17 protein-coding genes are annotated in these 15,070 nt (G+C 66.3%); 2 read left to right on the plus strand and 15 right to left on the minus strand.

The genetic code is table 11. The features are described from left to right. Positions 1-13: 13 nt before the first annotated feature. The 6 genes from acpP to L0C59_RS06495 form a co-directional block, all read right to left on the minus strand. The gene (acpP, locus tag L0C59_RS06470) at positions 14-256 is read right to left on the minus strand and encodes an acyl carrier protein (protein ID WP_243090473.1); all 243 of its coding nucleotides are present in this window, start codon (positions 254-256) and stop codon (positions 14-16) included. A gap of 53 nt (positions 257-309) precedes the next feature. Then, positions 310-1,047 (minus strand): 3-oxoacyl-[acyl-carrier-protein] reductase, encoded by a 738-nt coding sequence (gene fabG / locus L0C59_RS06475; RefSeq protein ID WP_243090475.1) that lies wholly within the window; start codon positions 1,045-1,047, stop codon positions 310-312. Then, the gene (gene fabD, locus L0C59_RS06480) at positions 1,040-1,957 is read right to left on the minus strand and encodes an ACP S-malonyltransferase (RefSeq protein ID WP_243090477.1); all 918 of its coding nucleotides are present in this window, start codon (positions 1,955-1,957) and stop codon (positions 1,040-1,042) included. Before fabD ends, fabG begins: the two co-directional genes overlap by 8 nt. Then, positions 1,957-2,925 carry a beta-ketoacyl-ACP synthase III gene (locus L0C59_RS06485; RefSeq protein ID WP_243090479.1) on the minus strand — a complete coding sequence of 323 codons (969 nt, stop codon included), beginning with the start codon at positions 2,923-2,925 and terminating at the stop codon, positions 1,957-1,959. Before L0C59_RS06485 ends, fabD begins: the two co-directional genes overlap by 1 nt. Before the next feature lie 92 nt (positions 2,926-3,017). Next, a complete protein-coding gene (gene rpmF, locus L0C59_RS06490; protein WP_015716502.1) occupies positions 3,018-3,200 on the minus strand; it encodes a 50S ribosomal protein L32 in 183 nt (60 codons plus the stop codon). A gap of 58 nt (positions 3,201-3,258) precedes the next feature. Continuing rightward, positions 3,259-3,795, minus strand: coding sequence for a YceD family protein (locus tag L0C59_RS06495; protein WP_243090480.1), 537 nt, complete (start codon positions 3,793-3,795; stop codon positions 3,259-3,261). Between the two features lie 84 nt (positions 3,796-3,879). Between L0C59_RS06495 and rocF the strand changes: the two genes are divergently transcribed. Both rocF and L0C59_RS06505 read left to right on the plus strand, forming a co-directional pair. Further along, positions 3,880-4,770: an arginase gene (rocF, locus tag L0C59_RS06500; RefSeq protein WP_243090483.1), complete on the plus strand. Its 891-nt coding sequence runs from the start codon at positions 3,880-3,882 to the stop codon at positions 4,768-4,770. 38 nt (positions 4,771-4,808) lie between these two features. Then, positions 4,809-5,288: a DUF2939 domain-containing protein gene (locus L0C59_RS06505; RefSeq protein WP_243090484.1), complete on the plus strand. Its 480-nt coding sequence runs from the start codon at positions 4,809-4,811 to the stop codon at positions 5,286-5,288. On the opposite strand, the gene L0C59_RS06510 is transcribed toward L0C59_RS06505, so the two are convergent. The 9 genes from L0C59_RS06510 to nuoG form a co-directional block, all read right to left on the minus strand. Next, positions 5,278-5,661 (minus strand): hypothetical protein, encoded by a 384-nt coding sequence (locus L0C59_RS06510; RefSeq protein ID WP_243090486.1) that lies wholly within the window; start codon positions 5,659-5,661, stop codon positions 5,278-5,280. The two genes, L0C59_RS06505 and L0C59_RS06510, sit on opposite strands and share 11 nt — an antisense overlap. A gap of 100 nt (positions 5,662-5,761) precedes the next feature. Continuing rightward, positions 5,762-7,042 carry an NADH-quinone oxidoreductase subunit N gene (locus L0C59_RS06515; RefSeq protein WP_243090488.1) on the minus strand — a complete coding sequence of 427 codons (1,281 nt, stop codon included), beginning with the start codon at positions 7,040-7,042 and terminating at the stop codon, positions 5,762-5,764. Continuing rightward, entirely contained in the window at positions 7,039-8,448 is a 1,410-nt protein-coding gene (locus L0C59_RS06520; RefSeq protein ID WP_243090490.1) for a complex I subunit 4 family protein, read from the minus strand. Before L0C59_RS06520 ends, L0C59_RS06515 begins: the two co-directional genes overlap by 4 nt. Further along, positions 8,442-10,262, minus strand: a complete 1,821-nt coding sequence (nuoL, locus tag L0C59_RS06525) for an NADH-quinone oxidoreductase subunit L (protein ID WP_243090492.1) — start codon at positions 10,260-10,262, stop codon at positions 8,442-8,444. Before nuoL ends, L0C59_RS06520 begins: the two co-directional genes overlap by 7 nt. 2 nt (positions 10,263-10,264) lie before the next feature. Next, on the minus strand, positions 10,265-10,552 hold the full coding sequence (gene nuoK, locus L0C59_RS06530) for an NADH-quinone oxidoreductase subunit NuoK (RefSeq protein ID WP_243090495.1): 288 nt from the start codon (positions 10,550-10,552) through the stop codon (positions 10,265-10,267). Further along, positions 10,549-11,088, minus strand: coding sequence for an NADH-quinone oxidoreductase subunit J family protein (locus L0C59_RS06535; protein WP_243090497.1), 540 nt, complete (start codon positions 11,086-11,088; stop codon positions 10,549-10,551). The genes nuoK and L0C59_RS06535 overlap by 4 nt, the downstream gene beginning before the upstream one ends. Beyond that, entirely contained in the window at positions 11,085-11,633 is a 549-nt protein-coding gene (nuoI, locus tag L0C59_RS06540; RefSeq protein WP_243090499.1) for an NADH-quinone oxidoreductase subunit NuoI, read from the minus strand. The genes L0C59_RS06535 and nuoI overlap by 4 nt, the downstream gene beginning before the upstream one ends. Next, complete coding sequence (nuoH, locus tag L0C59_RS06545; RefSeq protein ID WP_243090501.1) at positions 11,630-12,724, minus strand: NADH-quinone oxidoreductase subunit NuoH; 1,095 nt, start codon at positions 12,722-12,724, stop codon at positions 11,630-11,632. Before nuoH ends, nuoI begins: the two co-directional genes overlap by 4 nt. Continuing rightward, complete coding sequence (gene nuoG / locus L0C59_RS06550) at positions 12,721-15,069, minus strand: NADH-quinone oxidoreductase subunit NuoG (RefSeq protein WP_243090503.1); 2,349 nt, start codon at positions 15,067-15,069, stop codon at positions 12,721-12,723. The genes nuoH and nuoG overlap by 4 nt, the downstream gene beginning before the upstream one ends. Position 15,070: the final 1 nt, after the last annotated feature.

Raw genomic sequence — 15,070 nt, forward strand, 5'->3', positions numbered from 1 at the left:
TACGGGCTTGGGCTTAACCCAGCTTGGCCTGGATGTAGGCCACCGCATCCTTCACGGTGCGGATCTTTTCCGCCTCCTCGTCGGAGATCTCCAGGCCGAACTCATCCTCGAGGCCCATGATGAGCTCCACGGTGTCCAGGCTGTCCGCCCCCAGGTCCTCGATGAAGCGGGCCTCGAGGGAGATCTTCTCGGGTTCTACCGAGAGCTTTTCCGCAATAACCGCCTTGACCTTTTCAAAGATTTCCTGCTCCGTCATGAAAACCTCCCTTGGGGATTTTACCACGGGGTCTGGCCATGGGCCTGGCCCCTTCAGTGGGGGGTGAGCCCCCCGTCCACGCAAAGGGTTTGGCCGGTGATGTAGCCGGCTGCCTCGGAGACCAAAAAGGCCACCGCCTCGGCCACGTCCTCGGGCCGGCCGAAGCGGCCTGCGGGGATGCTTTTCAGGTAGGCTTCCCGCACCTCCTGCGGGAGCTTTTCCGTCATCTCCGTTTCGATAAACCCGGGGGCCACGGCGTTCACCGTGATCCCCCTGGCGGCATACTCCTTGGCCACCGCCCGGGTAAAGCCGATGAGCCCTGCCTTGGAGGCCACGTAGTTGGCCTGGCCGGGGTTGCCCAGAAGGCCCACCACGCTGGTGATGTTGACGATGCGCCCGAAGCGGGCCTTCATCATGAGCTTGATGGCCTCACGGGTAGTGCGGAAGGCCGCGGAGAGGTTGGCCTCCAGCACGGCCTCCCAGTCCTCGTCCTTCATGCGGATGAGGAGGGTGTCCCGGGTGATGCCGGCGTTGTTCACCAGGGTGTCCAACCCCCCCAGGATCTCCGCCGCCCCGTGGACCAGGCTCGTGGCGGCTTCCGCCTCCAGGAGGTTGGCCCCCAAGACCCCCACCAGGGGGCTCCCCAGCCTCCTGGCCTCCTCTGCCACCTCCTCCGCCTTCTCCCGGTTCTGGCCGTAGTGGATCACCAGGGCGTAGCCCTCCCGGGCCAGCCTGAGGGCGATGGCCCGGCCGATGCCCCGGCTGGCCCCTGTCACCAACGCCTTACGCATCCTCCACCTCCAACGCCTTCCTTACCCCTTCCGGGTCCCCCACGGAAAGGGCCTGGGCTTCCTTCAGGGTGCGGGCCACGAGGCCCTTCAGCACCTCCCCGCTTCCGAACTCCAAAAAGCGCCGGATGCCCCTCTTTTCCATATCTTCTAGGATCTCCACCCAGCGCACCGGGGCGGTGATCTGCTCCAGGAGAAGCGCGCGGATGCGCTCGGGGTCCTCCTCGGGCCTGGCGGTCACGTTGGAGTACACGGGGAAGCGGGGCTTCCTCAGGATCACCTGGGCCAGGTCCTGGGCCAGGCGCTCCCTGGCGGGAGCCATCAAGGAGGAGTGGAAGGGGGCGGAAACCGGCAGGACGACCACCCGGGCCCGTTTTTCCCTTAACCTTTCCGCTGCCTCCTCCACCGCCTCCTTCTTGCCGGAGATCACTGTCTGCTCAGGGGCGTTTAGGTTGGCCACCTCCACCCCCTCTAGCCCCGCCAAGGCCTCCTGGATGGCCTCTAGGGGAAGCTTTAGGATGGCGGCCATGGCTCCCTCCCCTGGGGGGACCGCCTCCTGCATGTACCGCCCCCTCAGGCGCACCAGCCTCAGGGCGTCCTCCAGCTCCAGGGTACCCGCGGCCACGTGGGCGGTCCATTCCCCCAGGGAGTGCCCCGCGGCCAGGGAGGGCTCCTTTCCCCCTTCCGCCAAAAAGGCCCGGTAGGCGGCGTAGCCCACCGCCAGGAGGGCGGGTTGCTGGTTTTCCGTGAGGGTAAGGGTTTCCTCGGGGCCTTCCCACATGAGCTTGAGGAGGCCGGGCAGGGTGGCCTCGGCCCTGTCCAGCACCTCCTTGGCGGCGGGCGAGGCCTGGTAGAGGGCTTTCCCCATCCCCACCCGCTGGGAGCCCTGTCCCGGGAAAAGGGCAGCGTACATCAGGCCCCCCCCCAGGTGACCACCGCGGCCGCCCAGGTGAGCCCGGCCCCGAAGGACACCAGGAGCACGTGGTCCCCCTCTTGGATGCGCCCCTCGTCCACCGCCTCCTTAAGGGCCAGGGGGATGGAGGCGGTGGAGGTGTTGCCGTAACGGTCCACGTTCACCACCACCCGCTCCCAGGGAAGGCCCAGGCGCTCCCGGGCGGCGTCGATGATCCTGAGGTTCGCCTGGTGGGGCACGAAGACCTTGATCTCCTCCGGGGTGAGGCCGGCCTTCTCTATGGCCTCGAGGGTGGCGGTGTTCATCACCCGCACGGCGAACTTGAAGACCTCCCGCCCGTTCATGTAGAGGCGGTTACGCATGGAGGTGCCGTCGGGAAGCCTGGGGGCCACGCAGGCGTGGTAGAGCTCCTTGGCTCCGCTGCCGTCCGCTCCCAGCACAAAGGAGCGGAAGCCGAAGCCTTCCCGCACCCTCCCCACCACCGCCGCGCCCCCGGCGTCCCCGAAGAGGACCGCGGTGGCCCGGTCATTCCAGTCCACGATCTTGGAGAGCGCCTCGGCCCCCACCACCAGGACCTTGCGGGAAAGGCCTGCCTCCACCAGGGCGTGGGCCTGGGCCAGGGCGTAGAGCCACCCCGGGCAACCCGCCAACAGGTCGTAGGCGAAGCCCTGGATGCCAAAGCGGGCCTGGACCAGGGCGGCGGTGTCAGGGAAAAGGGCGTCAGGGGTGTTGGTGGCCACGATGACCCCGTCCACGCCTTCCAGGGCTCCTGGGTGCCGCCTGAGGAGGTCCTCCACCGCCTTAAAGGCCAGGTCCGAGGTGTACTCGTCCTCGGCGGCGATGCGCCGTTCCCGGATGCCCGTGCGGGTTACGATCCACTCGTCCGAGGTATCCAGGTAAGCCTCAAACTCCTCGTTTTTCATGACCCTCTCGGGGGTGTAGGCCCCCAGGGCCAGGATGCCGCTCATGCCTGACCTCCCGTCATGGGCTCCACTATACCGGTCTATGCCGCAAAAAGTTGAGACCCCGGAAGCCGGGGTCCCTTAAGTCTTGACCGGGTCTAGACTTCTAGAACCTTGCGCCCATCGTAGTAGCCGCACTCCGGGCAGACGGTGTGGGGGGGCTTCATCGCCTTGCACTCGGGGCAAGGCACCAGGGTCGGAGGGGTCAGGGCGTGGTGGCTCCTGCGGGCATCGCGCCGCGCCTTAGAGGTCTTCTTCTTGGGTACAGGGTGCTTGGCCATCTCCAATCCTCCAGGGGGGCTTAGCCCCCGCTAAACCCCAGGTAGTATAGCAGACCCGCTAGAGTTCGGGAAGGAGGTCTTTAAGTCCCAGGAAGGGGTGGTGGACCTCCGGCTCGTGGCCGCAGTCCACCAGGTTGCGGTCCGCCCCGCACACCGGGCAGAGGCCCTTGCACCCCTCCTCGCAGAGGACGGTGTAGGGCATCTCCGTGACGAAGGCCTCGGTGAGGAAGGGGAGAAGGTCCAGGTCGGGCTCGCCGAAGGCGTAGTACTCCTCCTCCGCCTCCTCATGGAAGACGAGCCCATCCAAGCCCTGTTGGTAACGGAGAAGGTGCTGGAAGTGGGCGTGGATGGGGGTGGGGGTGGGCTTGAGGCAACGGCGGCACTCCATGAGGACCACGCCCTCCACCTCCCCCGAGAGCCAGTATTCGTTCCCGCCCACCGAGGAAACCGTCACCTTCCAGGAAGCCTCTCCTTCCAGGGGGAAGCGCTCCTCCCCGACCCAGAAGGCCTCCTGCACCACGCCCGTAGCCTTGGCGGTGCCTCCTTCCCGCAGGAGGCGGGCTAGGTTGATGCTTGCCACCTTGCGGTGTTCCATCCTTTTAAGTATAGCGCCCAGGGTTCCTTTCTCCTAGGGGGCTGGCATAAAGTTCCCAAGCGGTGCATGGGGGTTTCTGCTAGCATGCCCCCCATGGAGCGGGTGACCATCCTGGGCGTGCCCATGGACTTGGGTGCGGGCCGGCGTGGGGTGGACATGGGGCCCTCCGCCTTGCGCTATGCCCGGTTGGCGGAGGAGCTCGAGGCCCTGGGCTTGGCGGTGGAGGACCTGGGGGATGTGCGGGTACCCGTGGCGGAAACCCTGAGGCGAAAGGGCTTGCGCCCGGGTGGGGAAACCTACCTGGAGGAGATCCGAAAGGCTTCCCTCGAGCTCAAGGAGCGGCTCCGTTCCCTGCCAGAAGGGGTGTTTCCCATCGTCTTGGGCGGGGACCATTCCCTGAGCATGGGCTCGGTGAGCGGGGTGGCCAAGGAGCCCTTGGGGGTGGTCTGGGTGGACGCCCATGCGGACTTCAACACCCCCGAAACCAGCCCTTCGGGAAACATTCACGGCATGCCCCTGGCGGTGCTCTGCGGGCTTGGGCACCCCCGCCTCACCGAGGCCTTTCAGGCGGTGGACCCCAAGAGGGTGGTCCTGGTGGGGGTGCGGAGCCTGGACCCTGGGGAGAAGCGGCTGCTTGGGGAAATGGGGGTCAGGGTTTACACCATGCACGAGGTGGACCGCCTGGGGGTGGCCCGTATCGCCGAGGAGGTTTTGGAAAGGCTCGACGGCCTTCCCCTCCACGTTTCCCTGGACGCCGACGTCCTGGACCCCACCCTGGCTCCCGGGGTGGGGACCCCGGTGCCCGGAGGTCTTTCCTACCGGGAGGCGCACCTCCTCATGGAGATCCTGGCCCAGTCGGGCCGGGTGCGGAGCCTGGACCTGGTGGAGGTAAACCCCATTCTGGACGAGCGCAACCGCACGGCGGAGATGATGGTGGGGTTGGCCCTAAGCCTCCTGGGAAAGCGCATCCTTTAAGGATTGACGCCAGCGTCTATACTGGCTAGAGTAGCCCCATGAAAGCCCGCTGGTGGGTGGGGATCCTCCTCCTGGCTTTGGGAGGCTACCTGGTTTTTTCCCCTTACTTTGCCCTACGGGGCCTTCAGAAGGCCATCGAGGGCCGGGATGCGGTGGCGTTGGAGCGGTACGTGGACTTTCCCCGGGTTAGGGAGGGCCTCGAGGCGGATCTCCATGCCGCCATGGTTAAGGAGCTGGAAAGGACCCAGGAGGACCCCTTTGCGGCCTTGGGAGTGCTCTTGGCCGGGGGTTTAATCCGGGCCCTGGTGGATGCCCTGCTTACCCCTGAGGGCCTTGCCAGCTTGGGCACGGGGAAAGACCCGGGGGAGGTGGGTCTGGAGGAGGTGCGCCAGTGGCGGCTCAAACGGCAGGGGCTATCCCGGGTTTTGGTCCACCACGGGAATGACCCGCAAACCGGTTTGCTGATGGAGCTTCAGGGGTTAAGGTGGCGGGTGGTGCGGGTAGTGGTTAACCCCTAGCCTGGCTCCGCAGGTACCGCCCCAGCTTTTGCCCTCCGTGGAAGGCCAGGGTAAGACTTTCCCAGGGAGGTTCCTTCTTGCGGTGGAGAAGGGGGTCCAGGGCCTCCCTCGCCCACTCGCTCACCAACACGGGGAAATCTAGGCCCGTTTCCAGGAAGTACGCCTCCGCCTCCCGCCAGGCTCCCTCGCTGCGGCGGAACAAGGCGGAGAGGTCCTTGGGCGCAGGGGCCTCCGGCCAAAGGAAGCCGCTCACCACCCCTAGGAGCCAGGCTCCCCGAAGCTCCTTGGGCAGGGTCTGGGCTCCCCGGGCCACGTAGCCCAGGGGATCCTTGTGCAAAAGCTCCCGCGGCAGATGGGCCAGGGGGTCCTCCATGCCTTGAGTGTAAACCTGGGATGGGACAAGTCCCAGGTCCCGGGGCACGGAAGGTGCCCTGGGACCCTCGAGGGATGCCCTATGGCCGGCAAGCCCCGGCTTAGCCCGCGGCCAGGGCGGGCAGAACCGCCCCGGGGATGAGGCCTAGCAGGATGAGGAGAAGCGCCACCCCCAGGGCCACGCTCCGGGCCAAGGGGCGGGGGTGGGCCTCGGCGGCCCCCTTCTGGAACACCGCCAAACCCAGGGCCAGGTAGTAGTAGGCGCTTACCGCGCTGGTGATCAGGGCCAGGACCAAAAGCCCCCAGGCCCCTGCCTTGGCGGCCTCGCTGAAGACCAGGTACTTGCCCCAAAAGCCCGCCAGCGGGGGCAGGCCCAAGAGGGAGAGGGAGGAGACGAAGAGGCCAAGGCCCAGGAGGGGGTCTTGGTGGAAGAGGCCCTTTAGCCTCTCCAGGGGCACGCGGTCGGGGGAGATCTCCGAGAGCACGGCAAAGGCCAGCCCCGTGGCCAGCACGTAGGTGAGGAGGTAGAAGCCTAGGGCCTGCAGGTTCCCCGTGTACAGGGCCAAGGCCATGTACCCGGCGTGGGCGATGGAGCTGTAGGCGAGGAGCCGCTTGGCCTCCTTCTGGCCCAAGGCCGCCAGGTTCCCCAGGATCACGGAGAGGGCGATGAGGAGGGCCAGGGCATCCAGGGCCCCCGGGCCCACCACCCGGAGGAGGGCGGCGAAGGCCGCCGCCTTCACCCCCGTGGCCATGAAGAGCACCACCGGGGTGGGGCTACCCTGGTAGACATCCGGGGTCCAGAAGTGGAAGGGGGCCAGGGCCACCTTGAAGCCAAGCCCCACCAAGAGGAGGCCTAGGGCCAAGGCGTAAAGGGGACCCTCGCCCGGGGTTCCCGCCAGGAGGCTTCCCGTGGCCCCGTAGTGGAGGGCGGTGCCGTAGAGGAAGAAGGCGGCCGCCAATGCCCCCAGGAGGAAGTACTTTAGGGCGGCTTCCAGGCCTTCTCCCCGCCGCCAGGTGGCCAGGGCGTAGAGGGGGAGGGAGAGGGCCTCGAGGGCCACCAGCATCAGGATGAGGTTTTTGGTGGAGGCGAGAAGGTGCATCCCCAAGGCGGCGTAGAGGACCAGGAGGTAGAACTCAAACCGCCGGGTGCGCACCAGCCCCACGGTCCAGAGGGCTCCCAAAAGGGCGAGCAGGGTGAAGACCTGGGCGATGCCGTCCACCTGGTAGGGGCCAAGGGCGAAGGGCGTTCCCCAAGTGAGAAGGAGGGAAAGAAGGGCCAAGGAGAGCCCCAGGATGGTGAGGCGCTTGAAAAGGGGTACGGAAACGAAGAAGCCCAAAAGGGTGAGGACTACGGCAAAGAAGCTCAGCAGCAAAAGGGTCATGCGCCACCTCCAAGGATCTTGGCGAAGGCCTCCGCCAGAGGCTCAAGGCCCTTTACGAAGAACCCGGGGAAGACGCCCATGAGGACCAAGGCGGCCACCGCCAGGAAGGCGAAGGGCCATTCCGCCCCCTTAAGGTCCTCCGCTCCCCTTTGACCCTCCTCCCAGAAGACCTTCTGGAAGGCGGTGAGGGCGTAGGCGGCCCCGGCGATCACCGAGAGGAAGGCGAGGGCGGTGAGCCAGGGGCTGGCCTTGTAGGCCCCAAGGAGGGTCATAAGCTCTCCCGGAAAGCCGGAAAGCCCGGGAAGCCCCACCATGGCCAGGAAGAGGAAGAGGGCCAGGGCGCTCAGCCCGGGGGCGCTTTCCGCAAGGCCCCGGAAGCGCCCCATCTCCAGGGTGTGAAGCCTTTCGTAAAGCCTACCCGCCAGGAGGAAAAGCCCCCCCGTGTAGACGCCGCTCGCCGCCAGCAGGTAAAGCCCCCCCATGGCCCCTTCCGGGGTGCCGGAGAAGACCCCTAAGGCGGCCACCCCCATGTGGGAAACCCCGGCGTAGGCCAAAAGGGTCTTGAAGTCCTTGGCGGAGAAGGCCACCCAGGCCCCGTAGAGGGCGGAGATGGCCGCCAGGAAGAGGAGAAGCCCCTGAAGCTCCGCAAATCCTCCCGGGGCTAAGGGGATGGCGAAGCGGAAGAAGGCGAAGACCCCCACCTTGTAGAGGGTGCCCAGGGCGTCGGCCAGCCCCGAGGGATGGTTTTCCTGGTGGAAGAGGGGAAGCCAGGCGTGCAGGGGGAAAAGGGGTGTCTTGATGGCAAAGGCCAGGGCAAAGCCCAAAAACACCCAGAAGGCGGCGCTTCCCCCCACCGGGTGGGCCAGGAGGTCCTCGAGGAGGAAGCTGGGGCTTTCCCCCAGGGCCTTCACCGCCAGGATGGCGGCCAGCATGGGCAAGGAGCCCGCCAGGGTGAAGAGGAGGAAGGTGTAGAGGGCCCTAAGCCGACCCTCACCGCCATAGAAGAGGAGCATGAGGAGGGCGGGGATCAGGGCCGCTTCAAAGAACAGGTAGAAGACCAGGAGGTCCCGGGCGGCGAAAAGCCCCAGGAGGAGGCCGGACATGAGAAGGGCAAGTCCCAAAAACCGCCCCTCCACCTGGGCCACCAAAGCCCCCAGGAAGACGGTAAGGCCGATGGTGAGGAAGAATAGGGCGCTAAGCCCATCCAGCCCAAAGGCCCAGTAAACCCCGAACCCGGGAAGCAAGGGAAGGGTTACCTCGTGGGCCATCCCGCCTGGGTGGGTGAGGAAGAGGTAGAGGTTCAGGAGGAAGCCCAATCCCGCTCCCCAAACCCCCAGGGTGCGGGGAAGGCCCAGGAGGAGGAGGAGGCCGAAGAGGATGGGTAGGAGGATCGCCAGGACTACCACCGCATCACCCCCAACAACACCAGAACGCCCAGCACGAAAAGCAGGGCGTAGACTCTTAGATAGCCGGTCTGCAGGCGGGCGATGCCCTGTCCCAGGTTCCGCACCGTCCCGCCCAGGCCAAAGTAGCCGCGAAGGAGGCCGGTGTCCCCGTAGAAGAGGGCCTCCGCCAGGGCCTTCAAGGGGTTCACCAAAAGGGCGTTGTAGACCCGGTCCGCATAGAAGCTTTCCCGGCTCCAGGCCTCAAAGGTGACGTACCAGGTGGGGAAGGTCCTCCTCTGGAAGAAGGTGTAGCCCAGCCAGAGCCCCACGAGGGCCACCACCCCCGAGAGGGCGATGAGACCCCACTCTGCTCCCAAGGAGAGGTGGTGGGCCTCCACCTCCGCCAGGGTGGGCTTCAAGAAGGGCTCGAGGAGGTTGGGTAAGGGATGGGGCAGGGCCAGGTACCCGGCCAGCACCGAGCCCAGGGCCAAAAGGTGGTTGGGCCAGAGCATCACGGGAGGGGCCTCGTGGGGATGGTGGTGGCCCCGTTCCTCGCCCAGGAAGACCAGAACGAACCAGCGCATGGCGTACATGGCGGTGAGGATCGCCACGAAGAGGGCCCCCAGGTAGAAGCCCAGGCCGCCAAAGGGGTAGGTGAGGGTGGCGGTGAGGATGGCGTCCTTGGACCAGAAGCCCGAGAGGAGGGGCAGGCCCCCTAAGGCTAGGGCCCCGATGAGCCCGTGCCAGCGGGTTAGGGGCAGGTGCTTCCAAAGGCCGCCCATCTTGCGCACATCCTGTTCCCCACCCAAAGCGTGGATCACGCTCCCCGAGGCCAGGAAGAGGAGGGCCTTAAAGAAAGCGTGGGTGAAGACGTGGAAGAGGGCCACCCAGTAGGCCCCTACCCCGGCGGCCAGGAACATGTACCCCAGCTGGCTGATGGTGGAGTAGGCCACGATCTTCTTGATATCGGTCTGGCCAAAGGCGGAAAGGGCCCCGTAAAGGGCGGTGATGAGCCCGATGACGGCGATGGTGTAGGAAACGTCGGGGAGGTTGGCGTAGAGGAAGGAGCTGCGGGCGATGAGGTAGACCCCGGCGGTCACCATGGTGGCCGCGTGGATCAAAGCGGAAACCGGGGTGGGACCGGCCATGGCATCGGGAAGCCAGACCATGAGGGGCACCTGGGCGCTTTTGCCCACCGCCCCCAGGAAGAGGAGGAGGCCCGCCAGGGCCAGGAGGCTGGGGTTCTTCAAGGGGCCTTCCAGGGCCTCTTGGAGCTCGCTGATGGAAAGGGTGCCGTAAAGGGCCCACAGGATGGCCATGCCCAACATGAAGCCCAGGTCGCCGATGCGGTTCACGATGAAGGCCTTGCGGGCGGAGTCGGCGTACTGGGTGTTCTTGTACCAGAAACCGATGAGGAGGAAGCTGGCCAAGCCCACCCCTTCCCAGCCGATGAACATCACCGGGTAGGAGTCGGCCAGGACCAGGGTGAGCATCATGGCGATGAAGAAGTTGAAGTAGGCGAAGAAGCGGCTATAGCCCGGATCCTCGGCCATGTAGCCGATGGCGTAAACGTGGATGAGGAAGCCCACCCCGGTGACGATGAGGAGCATGAAGCCAGAGAGGTTGTCCAGAAGCAGGCTAAAGGGGATCCCGGGTAGCCAGCCTACCTCGAGGCGGGCCCCGCCCGAAAGGAGAAGGCCAACCCCCACCAGGAAGGAGGCCAGGACCAGGGCCGAGGCCAGGACCCCGGGGAGGGGTTCTCTCATCCGCTTTCCGAAAAGCCCGAGAAGGGCGAAGCCCAAAAGGGGCAGGAGAATGGTCAGAAGAAGCCACATGCTTACCCCCTAAGCTCCGAGAGGTCGTCCACCGCGGTGCTCTCCCGGTGGCGGAAGATGGCCACGATGAGGCCTAGCCCCACCGCCACCTCGGCGGCGGCGATGGCGATGACCATGAGGGCCGCCACCTGGCCTTCCAGGCCGAAGGCCCGGGCAAAGCCCACCAGGGAGAGGTTGGCGGCGTTCAGCATGAGCTCGATGGAGAGGAAGACCAGGATGGCGGTCCTGCGGGTCAAGACCCCATAGACCCCCAGGGCGAAGAGGAGGGCGGAGGCGAACAGGTAGCTCACCGCACCACCTCCTTTTCCTCCTTGCGCTCCTCAGGGCTTAGGGCATCCAAGGGGCGGGCAGGTTGCACCAGGGCCACCGCCACCACCGTGGCCGCCATGAGAAGGAAGCCCACCGCCAGCAGGACGAAGAGCCAGTCCCCGTAAAGAAGGGGTCCCAGGGCCTGGGGCAGGCCCCCCCGCAGGTCCTGGGTAAAGGCCAGGTTCAGGCCCCAAAGCCCGGAAAGGAGGGTCAGGGCCACCCCCAGGGCCAGAAGGGCGGCCAGGGGGCGGCTTCGCACCAGGGGGTCAAAGCCCACCTCGCCCTGGGCGGCGTAGAGGAGCATGATCACGAAGAGAAAGAGGACCACGATGGCCCCGGCGTACACGATGATCTGGATGAAGCCCAGGAAGCGGGCCTCGAGGGCCACGTAGATCCCGGCCAGGATCAGGAAGTTGCCGATGAGGGCCAAGGCGGCGTGGATGGCGTTTTTCAGGGTGACCACCAGGACCCCGGTGAAAAGGATTAGCAGGAGGGCAAAGGCTTCCCAGGGGCTCATCGTTCGCCTCCTTTGGTGGGGGCTTTGACCCCTTCCAGCTCCGGGCGGACGTAGGGCACCACGTAGCCGGGCTTCACGGGTTTGCCGGTGATCTTGGCCTCCCGGCGCTGGGGCTTGGTGCCCACCACGTCCACCAGCATGTCCTCCTTGCTGTAGATGAGGTCAGAGTACTCGTAGTCGGCCATTTCAAAGTCGTAGCCCAGCACGATGGCCCCGGTGGGACAGGCCTCCTCGCAAAGCCCGCAGAAGATGCACCGCAACATGTTGATCTCGTAGACCTTGGCGTAGCGCTCCCCCGCCGAAACCGGGTTCTCCGGGTCGTTTTCCGCGGGCTCCACGTAGATGGCATAGGCGGGACAGGCGGCCGCGCACAAGGAGCAACCGATGCACTTTTCCAGGCCGTTAGGGTGGCGGGTGAGCACGTGCCGTCCGTGAAAGCGGGGCTTAAGGGCCACGGGGGCATCGGGGTAGGGAACGGTCACCGGCTTGGAGAAGAGGTACTTGAGGGTGATGCCGAGGCTTTGGGCCAGGGCCTTTAGGGTCATGCGCCACCTCCTTTGCGGGCGGGTTTGGGGCTATAGATCACCGCTCCCAGAAGGACCAAGAAGGCGACCAGGGAAAGGTAGAGGAGGTAGGAGCGGGGAAGGTCTAAGGCCACCACCAGGGCGGTCACCAGGAACCAGATCAGGGCCACCGGGAAGAGGAACCCCCAGCCAAAGCGCAGGAGCTGGTCGTAGCGCAACCGGAACCAGGTGGCCCGGATCCAGATGAAGAGGAAGAGGAAAAAGGCGATCTTGAGGAACATCCAGAGGTAGGGGATGTTGAGGAAGGGCATGGTCCAGCCCCCCAGGAAGAGGGTGGGGATGAGGGCACTGGCGGTGATGAAGTGGATGTACTCGGTCATTTGGAAGAGGGCCCACTTGATGGAGCTGTACTCCGTGTGGTACCCCCCCACCAGTTCCTGCTCCGCCTCGGGTAGGTCAAAGGGGGTGCGGGCGGCTTCCGCCAAGGCGGCGATGCTGTAGATGAGGAAGGCGGGGAAGGCGTAAAGGGCCAGCCAACCGTGTTCCTTTTGCCAGTTCACGATGTCGTTCAGGTTGAGGCTTCCCACCAAGAGCACGGGGGAGAGGAGGGCGATACCGAGGCCCAGCTCGTAGGAGATGAGGCTGGCCGAGGAACGCAAGGAGCCCAGGAGGCTATACTTGCTCCCCGAGGCCCAGCCCGCCAGGAAGATGCCGTAGATGGCCATCTCGCTCACGGCGAAGAGATAGAGGAGGCCCAGGTCCAGGTTCAATACCCAGGGCTGGTAGCCGAAGAAGCTTCCCGGGGGGCCGAAGGGAATGGCCCCGAAGGCCAAGAGGGCGAAGATCACCCCGATCAAGGGAGCCAGGACAAAGAGTACCTTGTCCGCCCGCTCCACCACCAGGTCCTCCTTGAAGATGCTCTTGATGGCGTCGGCCACGGGCTGAAAGAGCCCCAAGGGCCCCACCCGGTTGGGGCCCAGGCGGATCTGGAAGCGGGCCAGGAGGCGGCGTTCGATCAGGGTCATGAAGGCGAAGGCGGTGAGGAGGCCCACCACCACCAAGAAGGCCTTCAGGGCCACCATCCAGTAGGGATCCAAGGGGTAGGGGTTCATGCCTCACCTCCCGTGGGAACCAACACCTTGGCCTCCGCCCGGCGACCCGCAAAGGGACCCAAGGCGGAAAGGTAGAGGAAGCCCTTGGGCACGTCCTCCCGGTGGACCACCTGGGCCAAGACCGGGCCCAAGGGGCCCTCCACCTCCACCTGGGCCCCCTCCAAGAGGGCCTCGGCCTTGGCGGTTTCCGGGTGGACCCAAAGCTCGGGGCGCACGGCCTCCTTCACCTTGCCCGTAAGCTGCCAGGCCCTCCACATGGTGGGCCTGAGGTAGAGCCTTCCCTCCTGGGCCTTGGGCCGGAGGCGCTGGGTGCGGTGGACGAGGAGGCCGTTGGGGGCGGGCACCTTTTTCTTGAGTTCCCGCTCCACCTCGAGGCCCAGCCTGAAGGGCGGCCTAACCCCCAGGGCCTCGGCCAGCAGGGCCAGGGCTTGGATGGCTCCCTCCGCCTCGCCGTTTTCGATGGGGGCGGGGTTGAGGTAGAGGACCCGCCCTTCCAGATTCACCACGCGCCCCCGCTTCTCGTAGAAGGTGGGGGCGGGGAGGACCACATGGGCGTACCGCTCCGCCAGGGGGTGGAGGTGGCTTAGGTGCATCACCAGGAAGCGCTTGTCCCTAAGGGCTCCTTCCGGGGGCACGTAGCCGTAGTAGGCGTAGGGGCTTCCGGGCTCGTCCCAGGCCGCCCCCTTCTCCCCGGGCCAGACCCCCAGGGCCTCGAGGCCCCGGGCGTTCGCCGCCGGGGTCATGGGAAGCACCTTGGCCCCCTTGCGCTCCGAAAGGAGTCTTGCCCTTTCCGCCGCCACCGCATCCTGCAGGACCCCGGCCCCCAGGATGAGGACGGGGTTTTGGGCCTTCTCCCAGGCCTCCTTGGCCTGGGCCACCGCCTTTCCTCCCTCCTTTTCCCCAAGAAGGGCCAGGAGGATTTCCCGCTCCTCCCCCGGGGCGTGGACCTCTTTGATGCCGGCCCATCTCATCAAGGGGGCGCGGTAGGGGGCGAAGAGGGCCATCTTGTCGGTGCGGCGGGGCATCCTCTCCTTGATGGCCAGGTCGGCAAAGGGGGTGCCGTGGGCGAGCCTGGGGGCGGGCTTTAGGTCCCGCACGAACTCGCTCAGGCGGAGGTGGAGGATGGGGGCCTCCTCCGTGGGGTCACCCAGAACCAGGGCGAAGTCGGCCAAGAGGAGGTCCTCCAAGGTGGCGGCGGGGAAGAGGCTTGCCGGGGCGGCGGTGCGGCCCTGGAAGTCCAGGTGAGGGGTGCCTAGCGCCCGGGCCAGCTCGGCCGCCATGAGGCCCTCCTCGAGGGTGGCGTCGTGGGCCAGATAGATGCCCACCTCCTCCTTCCGGGCCCCCTTAAGGCCCTCCCGCAGGGCGGCGAAGGCCTCCTCCCAGGTGGTCTCCACCAGCTTTTCCCCTTTCCGCACCAGGGGGTATTTGATCCGGTTCTCGTCCGCCCACTCGTGCCCGAACCGGCCGGCATCGCAAAGCCAGATCTCGTTCACCTCGGGGACTTCCCGGGCGCGGATCCTTAGGAGCTCGCCGCTACGGGTGTCCGCGGTGATCCCGCACCCCACGGGGCAGAGGGCACAGTGGCTCGGGGTTTCCTCCATCTCCCAGTTGCGGGCCCGGAAGCGGGCGGTGAGGTCCAGAAGGGCCCCCACCGGGCAAATGTCGGTGATGTTCCCGGAAAACCCCGAGGGAAGCCCGAAGTCCATGGTGCCGATGAAGGTGTGCCCCCCCCGCTCGATGAAGTCCAGGACCTCGTCCCCCGGGATCTCCTCAAAGTAGCGCACGCAGCGCTTGCAGTGGATGCACCGCTCCCGGTCCAGCACCACGAAGGGAGACAGGGGATGGTGCTTGTCCACGTGGCGGCGGGTGAACTCAAAGCGGGTGTAGGTGGGAAGCTGGAGGGGGGCCTTCTGGTAGTACTTCTCGTAAAGCCCGTACTCCACCGTGCGGTCCTGGAGCTCGCAGGCCCCGCCCTTGTCGCAGGTGGGGCAGTCCAGGGGGTGGTTGAGGAGGGTGAACTCCACCATCCCCGCCTGGGCCTCCCGCACCACCTCCGAGAGGGTGTCCACCACCATGCCCTCCGCCACGGCGGTGACGCAGCTGGCCGCCAGCTTGGGTTGCCAGGCGATCTCGGGCTCTCCCTGGTCGTTCAGGACCGGCTTGCCGTCCGGACCCCTTTTGGGCAGGCCGATGCGCACCAGGCACATGCGGCAGGCCCCGATGGGGGAGAGGTGCTTTTCCGAGCAGAAGAGGGGCACGTCGTACCCCGCGTGGAAGACCGCGTCCATGACGCTGGTCCCCGGGGGCACCTCCACCACGCGGTCGTTGACCTTGACCTTAACCACC

Origin of the sequence: Thermus neutrinimicus (assembly GCF_022760955.1) — a bacterium.
Lineage (GTDB): Bacteria > Deinococcota > Deinococci > Deinococcales > Thermaceae > Thermus > Thermus neutrinimicus.

Bases quoted from the DNA above. Each gene is read 5' to 3' on its own strand.
- acpP (WP_243090473.1), bottom strand. From the start codon at position 256: ATGACGGAGCAGGAAATCTTTGAAAAGGTCAAGGCGGTTATTGCGGAA.
- fabG (WP_243090475.1), bottom strand. From the start codon at position 1,047: ATGCGTAAGGCGTTGGTGACAGGGGCCAGCCGGGGCATCGGCCGGGCC.
- fabD (WP_243090477.1), bottom strand. From the start codon at position 1,957: ATGTACGCTGCCCTTTTCCCGGGACAGGGCTCCCAGCGGGTGGGGATG.
- L0C59_RS06485 (WP_243090479.1), bottom strand. From the start codon at position 2,925: ATGAGCGGCATCCTGGCCCTGGGGGCCTACACCCCCGAGAGGGTCATG.
- rpmF (WP_015716502.1), bottom strand. From the start codon at position 3,200: ATGGCCAAGCACCCTGTACCCAAGAAGAAGACCTCTAAGGCGCGGCGC.
- L0C59_RS06495 (WP_243090480.1), bottom strand. From the start codon at position 3,795: ATGGAACACCGCAAGGTGGCAAGCATCAACCTAGCCCGCCTCCTGCGG.
- rocF (WP_243090483.1), top strand. From the start codon at position 3,880: ATGCCCCCCATGGAGCGGGTGACCATCCTGGGCGTGCCCATGGACTTG.
- L0C59_RS06505 (WP_243090484.1), top strand. From the start codon at position 4,809: ATGAAAGCCCGCTGGTGGGTGGGGATCCTCCTCCTGGCTTTGGGAGGC.
- L0C59_RS06510 (WP_243090486.1), bottom strand. From the start codon at position 5,661: ATGGAGGACCCCCTGGCCCATCTGCCGCGGGAGCTTTTGCACAAGGAT.
- L0C59_RS06515 (WP_243090488.1), bottom strand. From the start codon at position 7,042: ATGACCCTTTTGCTGCTGAGCTTCTTTGCCGTAGTCCTCACCCTTTTG.
- nuoL (WP_243090492.1), bottom strand. From the start codon at position 10,262: ATGTGGCTTCTTCTGACCATTCTCCTGCCCCTTTTGGGCTTCGCCCTT.
- L0C59_RS06535 (WP_243090497.1), bottom strand. From the start codon at position 11,088: ATGAGCCCCTGGGAAGCCTTTGCCCTCCTGCTAATCCTTTTCACCGGG.
- nuoI (WP_243090499.1), bottom strand. From the start codon at position 11,633: ATGACCCTAAAGGCCCTGGCCCAAAGCCTCGGCATCACCCTCAAGTAC.
- nuoH (WP_243090501.1), bottom strand. From the start codon at position 12,724: ATGAACCCCTACCCCTTGGATCCCTACTGGATGGTGGCCCTGAAGGCC.